Source organism: Nocardia carnea NBRC 14403, from assembly GCF_000308515.1.
In the GTDB taxonomy this organism is placed as follows: domain Bacteria; phylum Actinomycetota; class Actinomycetes; order Mycobacteriales; family Mycobacteriaceae; genus Nocardia; species Nocardia carnea.
Genome location: NZ_BAFV01000056.1, coordinates 53,769 through 70,846, shown reverse-complemented (window position 1 = coordinate 70,846; position 17,078 = coordinate 53,769). Strand labels below are relative to the sequence as shown.

15 protein-coding genes and 1 pseudogene are annotated in these 17,078 nt (G+C 67.9%); 9 read left to right on the top strand and 7 right to left on the bottom strand.

Annotated elements, in window-relative coordinates:
* The first annotated feature begins 17 nt into the window (after positions 1–17).
* The 3 genes from ON22_RS20455 (at position 18) to ON22_RS20445 (ending at position 3,928) form a co-directional block, all read left to right on the top strand.
* A complete protein-coding gene (locus tag ON22_RS20455; protein WP_033243252.1) occupies positions 18–737 on the top strand; it encodes a TIGR03089 family protein in 720 nt (239 codons plus the stop codon).
* 116 nt (positions 738–853) lie between these two features.
* Complete coding sequence (locus tag ON22_RS20450) at positions 854–2,149, top strand: cytochrome P450 (protein WP_033243251.1); 1,296 nt, start codon at positions 854–856, stop codon at positions 2,147–2,149.
* A gap of 306 nt (positions 2,150–2,455) precedes the next feature.
* Complete coding sequence (locus ON22_RS20445) at positions 2,456–3,928, top strand: phytoene desaturase family protein (RefSeq protein WP_033243250.1); 1,473 nt, start codon at positions 2,456–2,458, stop codon at positions 3,926–3,928.
* On the opposite strand, the gene ON22_RS20440 is transcribed toward ON22_RS20445, so the two are convergent.
* From ON22_RS20440 to ON22_RS20420, 5 genes are all read right to left on the bottom strand, one after another.
* Positions 3,925–4,851 carry a cation diffusion facilitator family transporter gene (locus tag ON22_RS20440; protein ID WP_033243249.1) on the bottom strand — a complete coding sequence of 309 codons (927 nt, stop codon included), beginning with the start codon at positions 4,849–4,851 and terminating at the stop codon, positions 3,925–3,927. The two genes, ON22_RS20445 and ON22_RS20440, sit on opposite strands and share 4 nt — an antisense overlap.
* Positions 4,852–5,132: 281 nt before the next feature.
* Positions 5,133–6,341, bottom strand: coding sequence for a mannose-6-phosphate isomerase, class I (gene manA, locus ON22_RS20435; protein WP_033243248.1), 1,209 nt, complete (start codon positions 6,339–6,341; stop codon positions 5,133–5,135).
* Positions 6,341–7,540 carry a hypothetical protein gene (locus ON22_RS20430; protein WP_033243247.1) on the bottom strand — a complete coding sequence of 400 codons (1,200 nt, stop codon included), beginning with the start codon at positions 7,538–7,540 and terminating at the stop codon, positions 6,341–6,343. Before ON22_RS20430 ends, manA begins: the two co-directional genes overlap by 1 nt.
* 117 nt (positions 7,541–7,657) lie before the next feature.
* Positions 7,658–9,034 carry a phosphomannomutase/phosphoglucomutase gene (locus ON22_RS20425; RefSeq protein WP_033243246.1) on the bottom strand — a complete coding sequence of 459 codons (1,377 nt, stop codon included), beginning with the start codon at positions 9,032–9,034 and terminating at the stop codon, positions 7,658–7,660.
* Positions 9,035–9,587: 553 nt separating this feature from the next.
* Entirely contained in the window at positions 9,588–9,962 is a 375-nt protein-coding gene (locus ON22_RS20420) for a DUF3499 domain-containing protein (protein WP_081595732.1), read from the bottom strand.
* A gap of 193 nt (positions 9,963–10,155) precedes the next feature.
* Between ON22_RS20420 and ON22_RS38080 the strand changes: the two are divergent.
* Positions 10,156–10,260: pseudogene (locus ON22_RS38080) on the top strand (hypothetical protein); the annotation flags it as partial.
* Between the two features lie 420 nt (positions 10,261–10,680).
* On the opposite strand, the gene ON22_RS20410 reads toward ON22_RS38080, so the two are convergent.
* Positions 10,681–11,160: a metallopeptidase family protein gene (locus ON22_RS20410; protein ID WP_168433861.1), complete on the bottom strand. Its 480-nt coding sequence runs from the start codon at positions 11,158–11,160 to the stop codon at positions 10,681–10,683.
* An 84-nt stretch (positions 11,161–11,244) separates the two neighbouring features.
* Positions 11,245–11,478 (bottom strand): WhiB family transcriptional regulator, encoded by a 234-nt coding sequence (locus ON22_RS36360; protein WP_033243613.1) that lies wholly within the window; start codon positions 11,476–11,478, stop codon positions 11,245–11,247.
* Between the two features lie 512 nt (positions 11,479–11,990).
* Between ON22_RS36360 and cofD the strand changes: the two genes are divergently transcribed.
* The 5 genes from cofD (at position 11,991) to ON22_RS20380 (ending at position 16,986) form a co-directional block, all read left to right on the top strand.
* Positions 11,991–12,989 carry a 2-phospho-L-lactate transferase gene (gene cofD / locus ON22_RS20400; RefSeq protein ID WP_051157870.1) on the top strand — a complete coding sequence of 333 codons (999 nt, stop codon included), beginning with the start codon at positions 11,991–11,993 and terminating at the stop codon, positions 12,987–12,989.
* Positions 12,986–14,353, top strand: a complete 1,368-nt coding sequence (locus ON22_RS20395) for a coenzyme F420-0:L-glutamate ligase (RefSeq protein ID WP_086007774.1) — start codon at positions 12,986–12,988, stop codon at positions 14,351–14,353. Before cofD ends, ON22_RS20395 begins: the two co-directional genes overlap by 4 nt.
* Positions 14,350–14,871 (top strand): NUDIX hydrolase, encoded by a 522-nt coding sequence (locus ON22_RS20390; RefSeq protein ID WP_033243243.1) that lies wholly within the window; start codon positions 14,350–14,352, stop codon positions 14,869–14,871. Before ON22_RS20395 ends, ON22_RS20390 begins: the two co-directional genes overlap by 4 nt.
* A 94-nt stretch (positions 14,872–14,965) precedes the next feature.
* Positions 14,966–15,601, top strand: a complete 636-nt coding sequence (locus tag ON22_RS20385; protein WP_033243242.1) for a TetR/AcrR family transcriptional regulator — start codon at positions 14,966–14,968, stop codon at positions 15,599–15,601.
* A gap of 215 nt (positions 15,602–15,816) precedes the next feature.
* The gene (locus ON22_RS20380) at positions 15,817–16,986 is read left to right on the top strand and encodes an alkane 1-monooxygenase (protein WP_425339830.1); all 1,170 of its coding nucleotides are present in this window, start codon (positions 15,817–15,819) and stop codon (positions 16,984–16,986) included.
* The last annotated feature ends 92 nt before the right edge of the window (positions 16,987–17,078 follow it).

Here is a 17,078-nt window from a genome sequence, read left to right as displayed (position 1 = left end):
GACGCAGAAAGCAGACGATGCGTGACGTAGAGCAGGCCACGACCCTCCCCGAAGCGGTACTCGAGCCGATTCTGGAACGCGAACCGGCCGCGCCCCGGATCACCTGGTACGACGATGCGACAGGCGCGCGTATCGAACTGTCCGCGGTCACCCTGGCCAACTGGGCGGCCAAAACCGCCAACCTGATCCGCGACGAATTCGGCCTCACCCCCGGCGCCCGGGTGGCGGTACTCCTACCTGCCCACTGGCAGACCGCGGCCGTCCTGCTCGGCTGCTGGTGGGCCGGGACCGAGGTGGTACTGCAACCGGACCCGGACGCGGAACTGGTTTTCGCCACCGCCGACCGCCTCGGCGAAACCGAGGATGCCCCCGAGGTCGCGGCACTGTCACTCGACCCGATGGGCGCCCCGGTACAGGATCTGCCGCTCGGAGTCACCGACTACGCGACCGCGGTCCGCGTCCACGGCGACCAGTTCCGCCCCGGTGGAACCGGCGCCGCGCTGGACGGTATGCCGGTGCCGGAGGTACTCACCCTGGCGCGGAAATCTGCGGCCCGGCAGGGTCTCTCGGAAACCGATCGGGTGTTGTCGACCGGCAGCTGGGATACCGCCGAGGAGCTGATCGACCGGTACCTCGCGGTGTTCGTCGCGGGCGCGTCGCTGGTGCAGGTGACCGATCCGGATCCCGCGCAGCGGGATCGCCGCATCGAGACCGAACGGGTCACCCGGGTTCTCTGAACGCCCGGAGTCCTACCACGGTAGGTCCCGGGATCCGACTCCGGCAGGTACCGCCGGGACTGTGTTCTGCGTAACGTCGGGACAGGATGCGACGCAGCAGCGACGGAGGGGTTCGGATGAAACCGCAGTATCTGTATCGGTGGGTCAACCATCACGGACTGGTCCGGGCGGCCAAGAAAGTCAAACTCCGGCAAGGTGATCCCTTCGCCCGGCTCAACGGCGGCCCGGAAGGTATCGAGAACCCATACGCGCTGATCGAGGAGATGCGCGGCGGGGGCGGATTGCATCGGGTCACCTCGGCGTGGATCACCTTCGACCATGACCTGTGCCGGGAGGTCCTGCGGGACAACCGTTTCGGTACCGGAATGCCCGAGTTCGCCCCGATTCCGGACCGGGCGCGGACATGGTTGCAGCGCCGGCCGGTTCCGCCCAACCCCGTTGACCCGCCGTCCATGTTGATGATCGACCAGCCCGAACACACCCGGATGCGCAAACCCGTCGCCGCCGCCTTCACCCCGCGTGCTGTCGCCCGGCTGGGCGACCGGATCGCGAGCGTGACCGACGAACTGCTCGCCGCCCTGCCCGACGACGGACCCACCGATCTGGTGGCCCGGTTCGCCTCCCAGGTGCCCATCGCGATCATCTCCGAAATGCTCGGATTCCCCGATTCGGATCGTGAGATGTTCCTGCGGTGGGGTGACGATATAAGCCCGCTGCTCGATCTCGGGATCTCCTGGCAGACGCACAGCAAAGCGATGCAGGCCTCCGAACGGGTGCACGCCTATCTGCTCGACCATATCGAGCGGCTCCGCGCCGAACCCGGCGACGATATCCTCAGCAGCCTGGTCACCGCCGGTGATCTCACCGATCACGAACTGTGCACCTCGGCCACCCTGCTCATGGGCGCGGGGTTCGAGACCACGGTCAACCTCATCGGCAAAGGTATCGTCTGGCTGCTCGGGCATCCGGATCAGCTGGACCGGCTCCGTGCCGAACCGGAACTCTGGCCCAACGCGGTCGAAGAGGTTCTGCGGATCGACGCCCCCGTGCAGACCACCGCCCGTGTCGCGCGTACCGACCTCGAAATCGCCGGCCGCCGGTTGCGTCCGGGATCGACGGTGGTGCTGTCCCTGGCCGGCGCCAACCGCGACCCCGCGGTCTTCCCCGATCCCGCCCGATTCGACATCACCCGGGAGAACGCCAAGAACCATCTCGGCTTCAGCAGCGGAATCCACGTCTGCCTCGGCGCCGGATTGGCCCGGATGGAAGCCACCCACGCCCTGCGGACCCTCACTGAAACCTTCCCCGACCTGCGACTCACCGATCCGCCCACCCGCCGGCCCCTGTACACCCTGCACGGTTACTCCCACCTGCCCGCCCACACCGGCGCACGAGCCCGTACGCGGGTCTGAACAGGGCGGGCCACCGCGGCCCTGGCCTCGGACGTACGCGTCGGCGAACCACCGGGCAGCCCGGCGAGTCCGACCCTGCGCCTCCGAGCTCCGCCCCGCACGGAGGTCGCCGCTCCGCCGGGCGCTACCACGCCGGTGGAGATATCTACCACCACACCGCCGGTCGGTGCCGCAGTCGACCGGACGATCGGGCCGGCTGTTCACAAGCGCCGGTCGCGCACCGAATCCGGAGCGCCGGGTGGGCGCATTCGAGGAGACATCAGATGGTCGCCCGCGTCGGCGTGCCGATGAACATAGACTCGGGTCATGGCTGATGTCGTCGTGGTGGGGGCCGGACCCAACGGGCTTGCGGCGGCGGTGATCCTGGCCGGCGCCGGGCTCGACGTCGAGGTGCACGAGGCGGGGGAGACCGTCGGGGGCGGTTGCCGGACCGCCGAGGTCACCCTGCCCGGCTTCCGGCACGATATCTGCGCCGGCGCGCACCCCATGGCGTATGCGTCGCCGTTCTTCCGGGCCTTCGACCTGGCCGCGCACGGGGTGGAGCTGCTCACCCCGGCCGCCTCGTATGCGCATCCGCTCGATTCCGGGGGCGCGGGGGTGGCATGGCGGGATCTGGACCGCACCGTGGCCGAGCTGGGGCGCGACGGGAAAGCCTGGCGGGGCCTGCTCGGGCCGCTGGTCGAGGACTGGCCGGCCGTGGTGGATACCGCGATGTCGAATATGCGGCGGGTGCCGCTGTCTCCGGCAGCGGTCCGGTTCGGTCTGCGGATGTTCGAACAGGGGTCGCCGCTGTGGGATGCCCGATTTTCCGGGGAGATCGCTCCGGCACTGTTCACCGGGGTTGCCGCGCATGCGGTCCGCCCGCCGCGGGCACTACCGGCCGTCGGCGCCGGGCTGCTCCTGGCGACCCTCGCGCATGTCGGTGGCTGGCCCGTACCGCGCGGCGGCAGCCAGGCGATCGTGGACGCGCTCGCTGCGGAACTACGCCGTCGCGGTGGCCGGGTGATCACCGGCCACCGGGTGGATTCGCTGGCGGAATTCGGTTCGGCCCGGGCAGTCCTGTGCGATACCTCGCCCGCCGAACTCGTCCGTATCGGCGGCGACCGGCTGCCCACCGGGTACCGCCGCCTGTTGGGCAATGTGCGCTACGGCCCGGGCTCCTGCAAGGTCGATTTCGCGCTGTCCGGCCCGGTCCCGTGGCAGGCGCCGGAGTGCGCCGAAGCGGGCACTCTGCACCTGGTGGGTAGCCGGGCCGAGGCCATGGCCGCCGAACACGCGGTCGCCGCGGGTATGCATACCGATCGGCCGTACACGCTGGTCATCCAGCCCGGTGTCGTGGACCCGGGCCGAGCCCCGGCGGGGCAGCACACCCTGTACGCCTACGCGCACGTTCCGAATGGATCGGATCGCGATATCAGCGAGCAGATCATCGGCCAGATCGAGCGGTTCGCCCCCGGCTTCCGGGACCTGATCCTGGCGAAACATGTCTACACGGCCGCCGAACTGCCCGCATACAACGCCAACTATGTGGGCGGTGATATCGGCGCCGGGGCGATGACCCTCATGCAGACGGTGTTCCGCCCGGTACCCCGCTGGAACCCGCACACCACCGGGCTGCCCGGTGTCTACCTGTGCTCGTCGGCCACGCCGCCGGGCGGCGGGGTGCACGGAATGGCCGGTACACACGCCGCCGCGCACGCGTTGCGCACCGTATTCGGTATCCGCACCGACCCGCTGGAGCTGGCCGGTGCGAACGCGGAAACCACCCCGGGCAGTTAGGCCTTACCGGCGGGCTGGCGGTACAGATCGGGCTCCAGGTAGATGATCCGCGCCGTCGGCACCGCCGCCCGGATCCGGCTCTCGGCCTCGTCGATACCCGCCGCGATCTGCGCGATATCCAGTCCGGGCGCCACTGCCACCTTCGCCGCCACCAGCATCTCTTCCGGGCCGATGTACTGGGTCTTCATATGGATGAGCCGATCGATCGTCGTCCCGTCGGCGACGCAGTCGCGGATCGCGCGATCCTCGGCCGCGGTCGCACCCTCACCGATCAGCAGGCTGTGCATCTCGATGATCAGAATGATCGCGATGATTCCGAGCAGTGCGCCGATGCACAGGGTTCCGATACCGTCCCAGACCGGATCGCCTGTCAGCATGGTCAGTCCGACACCGCCCAGCGCCAGCACCAAGCCGACCAGTGCACCGGTGTCCTCCAGCAGCACCACCGGCAGTTCCGGGCTGCGCGAATTACGGATGAACTGCCACCAGCTCGCCCGGCCCTTGAGCGGTTTGGATTCCCGGACCGCGGTCGTGAAACTGTAGATCTCCAGCCCGATGGCGATCACCAGGATCACCACGGCCACCATCGGCGAGCTGAGCTCCTCGGGATGCTGGATCTTGTGAATACCCTCGTACAGGGCGTACACCGAGCCCAGTGTGAACAACACCAGGGCCACCACGAACGAATAGAAATAGCGGCTGCGCCCGTACCCGAACGGATGCAGCTCGTCGGCCTCCTGCTGCGCCCGGTTCTGCCCGAACAGCAGCAGCCCCTGATTGGCGGTATCGGCTACCGAGTGCACACCCTCGGCCAGCATCGACGCCGACCCGGTGATCCCCGCACCCACGAACTTCGCCACCGCGATCCCGGCATTCGCCGTCAACGCGGCAAGAATCGCCTTCTTACTTCCACCAGCCGACATCTGCCACCCTCTGTGTTTATTTGCGGCGCCTGCGGCGCCGCGGGTTGAGGCCCTCAGGCGTGGTGCTTCCGCCCTCGACACTCGCGGCTGCGCCGCATCGCATCGAGGACGGAAGCACCACGCGGCCCCAACCCTATAAGGGCCTCGCTGAACTCGGCACCAGGGAGGTGAACATTTCGGGAAGTCCGGCACGGCCGGGGTGGGCTGGGCACGAGCGCACGAGTTCGCCGGTCTATTTCGGCGGAGGTATATGCCGATAGGGCCTGGGATGGGGCCCTGTCTCACCCCACGCAGGCGCAGAAAAGTGTGGCGGGTCCGCCGGCTGCTCGGGCGCGGATATCGGTATCGGTGGCCGAGATCCACGCCGCGGTACCGCGGTCGAGCCGGACCTCGGAGCTACCGTCGAGCAGATGGGCCGAACCGGCCGTACACAAGACGATGCCGGGGCCGGCGTCGGTGAGCGGAACCAGTGCCGAGCCCTCGGTGATATCGAAGCGGCGCAACGCGAATTCGGGGGCGGGGGTGCGGTAACGCACCGAACCGTCGCCCGCCGGTTCCGGCAGTACCAGGGGGAGGTCGATGGGTCCGAAATCCAAGACTTTCAGCAGTTCCGGCACATCGACGTGTTTCGGGGTGAGCCCACCGCGCAGCACATTGTCCGAGTTCGCCATGATCTCGACCGCGACCCCGTGCAGATATGCGTGCAGGTTGCCGGCAGCGAGGAACAAGCCCTGGCCGGGTTGCAGGGTGATCCGGTTCAGCAACAGCGAAGCCAGCACACCGGCATCTCCCGGATAGCTTTCGGCGAGTTCGAGGGTCGTCTGGGCAACCGGCGCGAATTCGCGCTCCGCATTGGTCAGATAGCGCACGCAGCCGTCCAGGACGGCGGGCAGAAGCATGTCCAGCGCCGTATTCGGCAGCGTTATCCAGCTGGTGAACAGGGTGCGCAGACCGTCGGAATCGGGTTGCGCGGCGAGCAGATCGGCGTATTGCCCCAGTTCGGGAACGCCCAGGGCGCGGAACAGTTCCACCGTGCGCAACGGATCCCGGAAACCGGCCAGGGCCTCGAAACGTTCCAGTGCGACGACGAGTTCGGGTTTATGGCTGTCGTCGCGGTAGTTGCGCATCGGCGAATCCAGCGGCACCCCGGTGCGGTTCTCCCGGGCGAAACCGGCCGCCGCCTGCTGCGCGCTCGGATGCGCTTGCAACGACAGCGGTTCCTCGGCGGCCAGGATCTTCAGCAGGAACGGCAACCGGCCGTCGAAACGGGTCGCGGCGGCGCCGAGTTCCCGGCCGGGTTCGGCCGAGACCACTTCGAGCAGCGAGCGTTTACCGCGTTCGGTACGGATATAGGCGGGGTCGGCGGGGTGGGCGCCGAACCACAGTTCGGCTTCCGGATGTGCGGAAGGGACAGGGCGGCCGCAGAGTTCGGCGAGCGCGGTGCGTGAACCCCAGGCGTACGAGCGCAACGCACCTACGAGTTCGTGCACTAGTACGGTCCCCCGTCGTACCTGTCCGGATCGGCGGCCGCGACCGCCCGGCCGCCGATGAGCCGCAGGTAGGCGGCCGTCATTTCCCAGCGCAACGCCAGTACCGCGAGACGTTCCAGCTCCGCGCCGGCATGAGTGGCCGGTTCCGGGGCCGGTTCGCCGGATTCGACACGGGACGGATCCGCCGGGACCGTCTCGATATCGGCCGTGACCAGGTCGGCGTCGACCGTGCCGCCGCCGGCACCCCCGAACAGCGCGAGTTTGCGTCGCGCGGCCGGACTGTCGGTATCGGTGCTGCACAGGAAGATCCGCTTCTTCTCGACCGGCGGCGGCCCGTCGAGCTGCTCGTCGTGGAACAGCGGATCGTAATCCGGCGCGGCGGCCGTGGCCGCATCCACCAGCTGGGGGAGCGCGGCCACAGCGACGGACAGATCCACGGCGGTGGCGGTGCGGCCCCCGGACTGCAGCAGGACCTCCGCGGCATGGATCGCCAGTTCGGTGGTCGCGGGGCTGTCCCCGGCCAGGATCAGGCCGCGCTGCTGGGTGCGGGCGGCAAGGTTCTTGGCGGGATTGTGGAACACCTCGTGCTGAGGCCCGTCGCGCAGTGCCTCGGTATCGAGCACATCGGCGAGATCGGTGAGATCGGGCAGGTCACCGGCCGTTCGGGCGGGGGCGATCGCCCGCAGCACCGCGATACCGGTCGCCAGGTAGCGCAGCAGCCGGTTGGCGTCGAGCACAGGAACCCGCGGCTCCAGCACGGCAGCGCGTCCGGCCGCCGCGGCCCGCAGCGGTCCCTCGTTCGGCGCCGCCACGACCACCTCGGCGCCCCGGCGCACCGCCCGGTCCACCGCGTCGATCAGCCGGGGATCACCGGCGTCGTCACCGCTGACCAGTACGACGTCCAAGGGACCGGCCCAGGAAGGCACGGTGCTCACCGGAACCAGTGGCAATCCGGCACGGTCACCGAGCGCCGCCACCAGCAGCCCCGCCGCACGTCCGGCCCGGCCGGCGCCGGAAACCAGCAGCAGACTGCGTGGCTGCAGACCGGCCAGCCCGGCGAGGGCATTCTCGGCCACGGCCGCTGCGGTGGCCCGTACCTGGGCGCCACCGGATGCGGCCGAACGGAGGGCGCCGCCGGTATCGGCGGCCTCGAGCATTGCGGCATCGTCCAGATCGAGTACCGGGGTATCAGCGATCATCGGGCGTGGCACCTCCCCTCATCGCGCTGTTTTCGGTCTCGGCCGCCGCCACCGCCCGGATCGTGGATACCGGGCCTGGAACGGGCGAATCCACGGTGTGTATTTCCACTATTCCAGTCAGGCGCGGACGATGCGCAGAATCTCGGTCACGAGTGCGTCTACTTCCTCCGGACAGCGCGCTTCGACGTTGAGCCGCAGTAGCGGTTCGGTATTGGAGGCACGCAGGTTGAACCAGGCGTCCTCGGGGAGTTGCACCGTTACGCCGTCGAGGCGGTCCACCGCCACCGCCCGGCCGGCGAAAGCGTCGAGTACCGCGCCGGTGCGTTCGGCGGCGTCGGCGACGGTCGAATTGATCTCACCCGAGGCGGCGTACCCCGTGTAGGAGGCCATCAGTTCCGAAACGGGCCGTTTGTCCTCACCGAGGGCGGCCAGTACATGCAATGCGGCCAGCATGCCGGAATCGGCGCCCCAGAAATCCCGGAAGTAGTAGTGCGCGGAATGCTCTCCGCCGAAAACCGCACCCGTACTCGCCATGAGCTGTTTGATGAACGAATGCCCGACCCGCGAGCGCACCGGGCTGCCGCCCAGTTCGGTCACCAGCTCCGGTACCGACCGTGACGTGATCAGATTGTGGATGATCGTGGCCCCGGGCTCCTTGGCGAGTTCACGCTCGGCGACCAGCGCCGTGATCGCGGACGGCGAGACCGGATCACCCTGCTCGTCCACGACGAAACAACGGTCGGCGTCACCGTCGAACGCCAGCCCGATATCGGCCCCCGACTCCCGGACCAGTTTCTGCAGATCCACCAGGTTCGCCGGATCCAGCGGGTTGGCCTCGTGGTTGGGGAACGACCCGTCCAGCTCGAAGTACAGCGGCACGATCGTCACCTGCGGCAGGGCGCCGAGAACGGCGGGAACGGTATGCCCGCCCATTCCGTTACCGGCATCCACCGCGACCGTCAGTGGCCGGATACCGTCGAGCGCCACCAGATCGCGCAGGAACACCGCGTAATCGCCGAGCAGATCGGTTTCCGTGGTGGTGCCCGGTGCGCCGTCGTAGCCCGGAACACCGGTGACGAGTTCCTCGGCGATGGTGGCGAGACCGGTGTCCTGACCGACCGGCAGCGCCCGCGCCCGGCACAATTTGATGCCGTTGTAGCGGGCCGGATTGTGGCTGGCGGTGAACATGGCGCCCGGGCAGTCGAGTGTGCCCGAGGCGAAATACAGCTGGTCGGTGGACGCCGAACCGATCCGCACCACGTCCAGCCCCTGTGCCAGCACGCCCGCGGCGAACGCATCCACCAGCTCCGGAGACGAAGCGCGCATATCGTGACCGATCACGATGCGCCGCGCGTCTTCGGCCCGCATGAGCCGAGCGAACGCGGAGCCGGTATCCCGGACGAAATCGGCATCGAGTTGTTCCCCGACGACGCCGCGGATGTCGTAGGCCTTGATCACCGCGTTCACGGACTCGGCAGGGCGGGCGACTGTCATGGGGACCACCCTAGTAGGTGCCTCTCGAGCGCCGTATTCATGGCAGTGCCTCCGGTCCCACCCCTGTCGATCCCGGGACAGCCCGTGGCCGACGGCCACCTGGCCGGCTCGAGCTGAGCAGCGATACCGAGACCCGCTCCCGGAGCCGGGCCGCACGACTCGGCTCCGCCGCCGGACGCGTCGAGCCGTTGGCAGGTCCTGCCTGCCGACTATTGATGTCGATCAGCGCCGCCGCTGGTTGCGCCGGTTCGGATACCAGTGCTTTCGATGCTGCGCCGGCGACCTCGCGGACCGGCTTGCACCGGTTCGGCCCGTATGTCGGGCGAATTACGCAGGTGTCCTGCTGAACACGGGGCTGCCGCCGCGCAGGTCCGGCCCAGGATTCATGGGTCCGTGGAACGGGGCGTCAGTATTCCGGCGCGATCGCGGGGAAGTCGATGTGGGCGGGCCACTCTGTGGAGGTGGTCGCCGACGGCCGGGGGTGGAATTCGCCGGGTGAACGAGCACAGTCGACCAGTGGGCGAGGTGCGGTAGAGATCAGCGCGGCGGGATATCAGCTCGGTGGGTCGGGAAGGACCCGCAGATGTCCACGGCGTCCCGTGCGGGTGGGACGCGGGGGAGGCGTGTGCTCGCGGTAGCCGCGCTGCTCCGGTTCGGGCGGACGGCGGCGCAGCCCCGCTTCGCGGACGGCCTCGGCCAGCGCCGTGAGGTCGTCGTCATCGGGGCTTGTGGCGAAACCGCCTTCGTGCCGGACCATATCCCAGCCCTTGGGGGCGGTGATCCGGGAGGCATGTGTTCCGCAGAGGTCCCAGGAATGGGGTTCGGCCACCGTCGCCAGCGGACCCACCACCGCGGTGGAATCCGAATAAACATAGGTCAGCGTCGCGACGGCCGGATTCTTGCAGCCGGGTCGGCAGCAACGACGCATGGAGATCACGTCGATGAGAGTAACCCGCAACACGGACACAGGTGGGGCAGACACGCTGTGATTTCGGCGTCGCCTCCGGTGCCGCGGAATCGGAGCGCTGTCGGCCCTGGTGTCGGGGTGGGCTATTCGTGAAGGGGCGGGGTGTGATTCTCGGAGCGCGCTGCGGCGTGGGGGTGGGGTGGCGATGCGCACGGCCGTAGCGCTCGGTGACTGGGTGAAACCCGGTTTCGAGCAGGATGTGGAGATCTGGAAGAACAAGGCATGGACCGACAATCCGCTGCTGTGCGAGGAAGTCGGGCTTGGCCTGCTGTTGGGCGGACCTTCGGTGGAGGGGTGGGGTGTGATTTCGGAGCGGGTTGCGGCGCGGGGGTGGGTGTGGGGTTGCCGTGCCGACGGGGTCGACCCTTGGTGAAGGGGCGGGCTGTAATTTTGGAGACGCTCCGCGTCTCGAGGGGTGGGGCCCTGTTGGGCCCGGTTCTTCACTCCTCCGCTCCTCCGCTTCGCTCCCCCGCTCCGTCGCTCCAGAACCGGGCGGGCCCCACCCATGGTTCGGGGGTGGGCAGATAACTTGGGGCAATTGCTGCGGGGGCGGTCGGGGCGAGATTGTCCTGTGATCGTGGTGCCCGTCGTTCGGGCCGGTGGTTTCGGTCCGCTGCTGCCACGTCGAGCGGGTGTCTTCGCGGTTGCAGAACTTTGTCGGGTGGCAGATCTACGCCGGCTATTCCGGTTCGGGGTCGATGACGTCCGGGTCGACGCCGAGGTAGGTCGCGATCTGCTGGACCAATACTTCGCGCAGCAGGTCCACCAGATCCTCCGGATCGCCCGCGCGTAATTCCAGCGGTTTGCGGAACAGTACGACACGTGCGCGGATGGGGGTGCCGTGCCGGTCGACTCCGGCGGGGATGAGCCGCGACAGCGGGACCGGGCCGTCGGCGACCACCTCGTCCGGCCAGGTGACCGAATCCGGGTGTAGTGGACGGATTTTCGGGACATCGTCGACGGCGATGTCCAATTTGGTGAGGCGGTCGTGCCAGCGGGTGTCCAGGGGCGCGAACGCCTCGAGCACGAGCCGGTCGAATTTCTGGCCGCGAGTGCGCCAGGCGGGGACCGTGGGAGGAAGCATGGGTCCGCGCACGCCGCGACCGCGGCGGCTCACCGACCGGGCGGTCGGGGGTCTGCGATTGCGGGAACGTGCCATGACTCGAACGTTAGTCACCGATCGCCGACCGCGACGGCCCGCCCCGGCTACCTGCTCCGGGGCGCACCGACGCGAGCGGTGTCGTCAGCCGATACCGCGCTTGAGGCGCCGGCGCTCCCGCTCCGACAGGCCGCCCCAGATTCCGAACCGTTCATCGTGTGCGAGCGCGTATTCCAGGCATTCGTCGCGGACCTCGCATCCCATGCAGATGCGTTTGGCCTCGCGCGTCGATCCGCCCTTCTCCGGGAAGAACGCTTCCGGATCGGTTTCCGCGCATAATGCGCGTTCCTGCCACTGTTCCTCGATGGAGTCGAACATCTCGTCGAAACCGGTCACGATAAGGCTGAGCCGGGGTGTCGATTCTCGCTCACTCCGATCGCGATCGGTCCAGCCGTTGTCAGCAGCGACGCCACGTGCTGCGCCTGCTGTGGAATCGGTTCGCGATACACCCACCGGAATGCCGGCCGGGGCCAGTTCTTCGGCCATCGCTCCGCCTCCTCACTGTGTGTTAGCGCAGAATGATTTCTTTCCGTCGATCCACACGCATATCGACGGCCTAACTCCGCGATGTTGTCTCGCGGACTTCCCCGAGCTCGTCATTCCAATTCGAACATCTGTTCGAGTTTCCGTTCGCGCCTTGAACTTCCAGCGCCGTCCGGAATGACATGTCTGTGATTAGACACGCCGCCGGGTGCGATGGTCAAGCCACCGTCACTATTCCGTTACTATCCCGCGCGGCATTCCGAGTCGATCTTGTGACCCGAATAGCAAATGACCGGCAAATATAGCGGAAGACGCACTATTTCCCGCGCCGCATAGGGTGTACAGATGTGACTTCACAACAAGCGGACATCGGGCCTGCCAATGGTCCCCGTATCGTCGTCCTGGTCGGCGGAGTCGGTGGCGCGCGGTTCCTGCAGGGCGTGCGGGAGCTGCTGCCCGAAGCGAAGGTTTCGGCCATCGTCAATGTGGGCGATGACGTCTGGATGCACGGGCTGAGAATCTGCCCCGACCTCGATACCTGCATGTATACCCTCGGCGGTGGAATAGATACCGAGCGCGGTTGGGGCCGGGTGGGGGAAACCTGGCACGCGAAGGAAGAGTTGGCGAAATACCAGGCTCAGCCGGACTGGTTCGGGCTGGGGGATCGGGATATCGCCACGCATCTGGTTCGCACGGAAATGTTGCGCGCCGGCTATCCGCTCTCGGCGGTTACCGAGGCGCTGTGCAATCGATGGCAACCGGGTGTCGAACTCATCCCGGCAACCGACGATCGCTGTGAAACGCATGTTGTTATCAGCGACCCGGAGAGTCCCAGCGAACGCCGCGCGATCCATTTCCAGGAGTGGTGGGTTCGGTACCGGGCCGACGTTCGAACTCATGGATTCGCCACAATCGGGGCCGAGGAAGCCAAACCGGCGCCGAATGTGATCGAACTCATAGCCGATGCGGATATCGTATTACTGGCTCCCTCGAACCCTGTTGTGAGCGTGGGCTCCATCCTCTCGGTGCCCGGAATTCGGGGCGCGTTGCGGACCACCGCGGCGCCGGTGATCGGCGTATCGCCGGTGATCGACGGGAAGCCGCTACGCGGTATGGCCGACGAATGCCTGTCGGTGATCGGTGTGGAGACCTCCGCGGAGGCGGTCGGCCGCCACTACGGATCACGTTCGGCCACCGGCATTCTCGACGGCTGGCTGGTCCACACTACCGATACCGCCGACGTCCCCGGGGTGCAGGTGCGCAGCGTGCCGCTGTTGATGACCGATCCGCAGGCCACCGCCGAAATGGTGCGTGTGGCCCTCGATCTGGCGGGAGTGAAACCGTGACCGGTGCCGAGTCGTTCGCCGAGGTAATTGCCGATCATGCCGCCACGGAATTACGTATTCTCCCGATCACCGGATTACCGGAATTCCGGCCCGGTGACGACCTCGCCGAACATATCGCCACCTGCGCTCCGTGGCTCGCCGACGGCGATGTTCTGGTGGTCACCAGCAAGATCGTCGCCAAGGCGGAGGGGCGGATCGTCACCGCGCCAACCGATCCGGAGGAGCGCGATGCGGCACGGCGGCGGCTGGTGGAGCAGGAATCGGTACGGCTCGTGGCCCGCCGCGGCCGCACCCTGATCACCGAGAACCGGCTCGGCATCGTGCAGGCGGCCTCCGGGGTGGACGGGTCCAATGTCGAACGCGGCGAACTCGTCCTGCTCCCCGCCGATCCCGACGGCAGCGCGAAAGGGTTGCGTTCGGCGCTGGCGACCCGGCTCGGTGTGAACGTGGCGGTGGTGGTCACCGACACGATGGGGCGCGCCTGGCGCAACGGCCAGACCGATGTCGCGATCGGCTCCGCGGGACTACGTGTACTGCACGACTATTCGGGCACCGTGGACGGCCAGGGCAACGAACTGCAGGTCACCCAGGTCGCGATCGCCGACGAACTCGCCGCGGCCGCCGATCTGGTGAAAGGCAAACTGGGCGCGGTGCCCGTGGCGGTGGTCCGTGGTCTCACGCTCACCGACGACGGTTCGACCGCGACCGACCTCGTTCGTGCGGGAACCGACGATCTGTTCTGGCTCGGTACGGCCGAGGCCCTGCAACGCGGGCGGGAAGAGGCGGTGCTGCTACGGCGCTCGGTGCGCAGTTTCACCGCCGACCCGGTGGACCCGGAGAAGATCCGGTCGGCGACCGCGGTCGCGTTGACTGCTCCCGCGCCACATCACACCCGGCCCGTGCGGTTCGTCTGGCTACGCGACCGGGCCCGGCGCGAGCGACTGCTCACCGCCATGGCGGAGAAGTGGCGAGCCGATCTCCTGGCCGACGGCCTGGATGCCGAACGAGTGGAGCGCCGGGTGAACCGCGGGCGCATACTCTTCGACGCCCCGGAGGTGATCATCCCGTTCTGCGTGCCCGACGGTGCCCACGACTATCCCGACGATCGCCGTCGCGCCGCGGAACGGACCATGTTCACCGTCGCGGTGGGTGCCGCGGTGCAGGGGTTGCTGGTTGCGCTGGCCACCGAGGGGCTGGGGAGCTGCTGGATCGGTTCGACCATCTTCGCGCCGGAGATCACCCGTACGGTCCTGGACCTCGACGACGACTGGAACCCGCTGGGCGCCATCGCCGTCGGCCACCCCACCGAGGAGCTCGCGCCGCGTGACCCGCGTGACCCGGCGGTGGGGCTGGTGGAACGGTGAGCGCCGAATCGCTGCACACCTCGGCCATCGAACTGCTGACCACCTGGAAACCGGCCGGCGGTACCGAGGCCTCACTGCGTGAGGCGATGCTGGCGTTTCTCGGGTCGGCGCCGCGCGGATGCCTGCGTGAACACGCGCCCGGTCATATCACCGCGTCGGCCGTGGTTTTCTCGCACGACGGCCGGGAAGTTCTGCTGACTCTGCATCCGCGGGTCGGACGCTGGATCCAGCTCGGCGGGCACTGCGAGGAGAGCGATGAGACGGTAGCTGGGGCCGCGCTGCGCGAGGCCACCGAGGAATCCGGTATCGACGGGTTGTATCTCGAACCGGAACTCTATGCGGCCCAGGCGCATCCGATCACCTGTTCGCTCGGGGTCCCGACGCGGCATCTGGATCTGCTGTTCCGGATCACCGCCCCGGCCGGGGCGGTACCGGTGCGCAGTGCCGAATCCACGGATCTGCAGTGGTGGCCGGTGGACGCCTTGCCGCCGGACGCCGACGTCGTGCTCTTACCGTGATTCCGGCGGTCTACCCGGACCCGGTATGGCGGTGACCGGTCGAACGAACTTGAAACTTTGACTCGAACAGGTCGTTCGTGCCAGTGTCGCTGCCATGCCGAGCACCGGATCCCGGAATTTCATCCAGGGGTCTGCGCGTGAGTTGCTGCGCACAGCCATCCTGGACGCGATGCGTGACCTTCTCGGGCAACGGGACTGGTCCAAGATCACACTGACCGAGGTGGCGGTCGGCGCCGGGGTCAGCCGCCAGACCCTCTACAACGAATTCGGTTCACGTCAGGGTCTGGCCGAGGCCTATGCCATCCGTTTGGCCGACGATCTCGTCGATCATGTGGAGACGGCGCTGGCCGCCAATATCGGTGACGCCGACGCCTCGGTCCGCGACGGTATCGCCGGCTATTTCCGCGATGCCGCCCAGGATCCACTGGTGCAATCGCTGGTGCTCGGCGAGGTCAAACTCGATCTGCTACGCCTCATCACCCTTGATGCCGGTCCGCTGATCGAGCACGCCACCGAGCGGCTCATCGGCGTCATGCAACGCAGCTGGGTGGCCTTTACCCGGGGGCAGGCCGAGACCTTCGCTCACGCCCTGGTCCGGCTGGCGATCAGCTATATCCCCACCCCGCCCGGGCCACAACACGACGTACCGGCCGAACTCGGCCGCATCTTCGGCCCCTATGTCGCCGCGGTGCTCGCCGGGCGGCCGGCAGCGGAAATCCCCGCACGGTGAGCCGGGGCGCGAGTTCTCCGGAGAAGGCACCGCGACCTGCGGTTTCATCGGTTTCCGGTCGAGTTCGTGGCCGGACGGCCCGCGGCCACGGCAGCAGGGTACGGTTCCGGCGTGTAACGGTCACCACGTTTGGGTCGAACAACGACGCAATGGAGACACGGAGTCTGCGAATATGTAGGCCGCTGCAAGTTCGGTTTTTCAATAGCGGGGCAAACGTGCAATTGGTTGGCAAGTCGGCCGGATCGGCCGATCCCAAACGCCATCTGTGGATCCTCGGTCTGATCGCTCCGGCCACCGCGCTGTTGCCCTCCCAGTTGGTGCTGCACACCGGCCTCGAGGTGTTCTGGTGGACCGGGCCGATCATGGTCCTGATGCTCATCCCGTTACTCGACCTGCTGGTCGGCGACGACGGCTCCAATCCGCGCGACGAAGACTACGAAACCCTCTCCAACGACCGCTACTACCGTTGGTGCACCTACCTCTTCCTGCCCATTCAGCTGGTCGGTCTCGCCCTGGCCGGGTACCTGTGGTCCGGTAGCGAACTCGATATCGTCGACAAGATCGGCCTCGCCGTCACCCTCGGCCTCGTCTCCGGAATCGGCATCAACGCCGCCCACGAACTCGGCCACCGGGTCGAACGCCTCGAACGGTGGCTGGCCAAGATCGCCCTGGCGCAATCCGGGTACGGCCATTTCTTCGTCGAACACAACCGCGGCCACCACGCCCGGGTCGCGACCCCCGAAGATCCCGCCAGCGCCCGATTCGGCGAGAGTCTGTGGAAATTCCTGCCGCGCAGTGTGGCCGGGGGCTTCCGCTCCGCGCTGCGACTCGAACGCGACCGGTTGCGCCGAACGGGGTCCGGCTGGTGGAGCCCGCGTAACCACATCCTCCAGGCCTGGGCCATGACGGTGGTGCTCTTCGGGGGTCTGATGCTGGTTTTCGGCTGGCAGATCCTGCCCTACCTGCTGCTGCAGGCGGTGCTGGGCGCCGGCCTGCTGGAAACCGTCAACTACATCGAGCACTACGGGTTGCTCCGGGAGCGCCGCCCCAACGGGCGGTACCGGCGCTGCACGGCGCGTGACAGCTGGAACAGCGATCGGCTCGTCACCAATATCTTCCTGTTCCATCTCCAGCGGCACAGCGACCACCACGCAAACCCCGGCCGGCGCTACCAGACACTGCGTAGTTCCGACGAGGCCCCGCAGCTACCCGCCGGGTACGCGGCCATGGTGGTTCTCGCGATGATCCCGCCGCTGTGGCGCCGGGTCATGGACAAACGGGTGCTCGCGCACTACGACGGCGACCTCACCCGAATCAATCTCGCGCCCCGCAAACGGCAGGCCGCGGCCGCCGTAACGCCCGGCCCCGGCGTGGTCACCGGCTGATCTCGCAGGGGCGGCGCGCGCCGCGACGCCCGGTACCGGCACCAACAGATCCACCCGGACCGCGGGCGCGCCGAACCGGCTAGCCTTGCGTT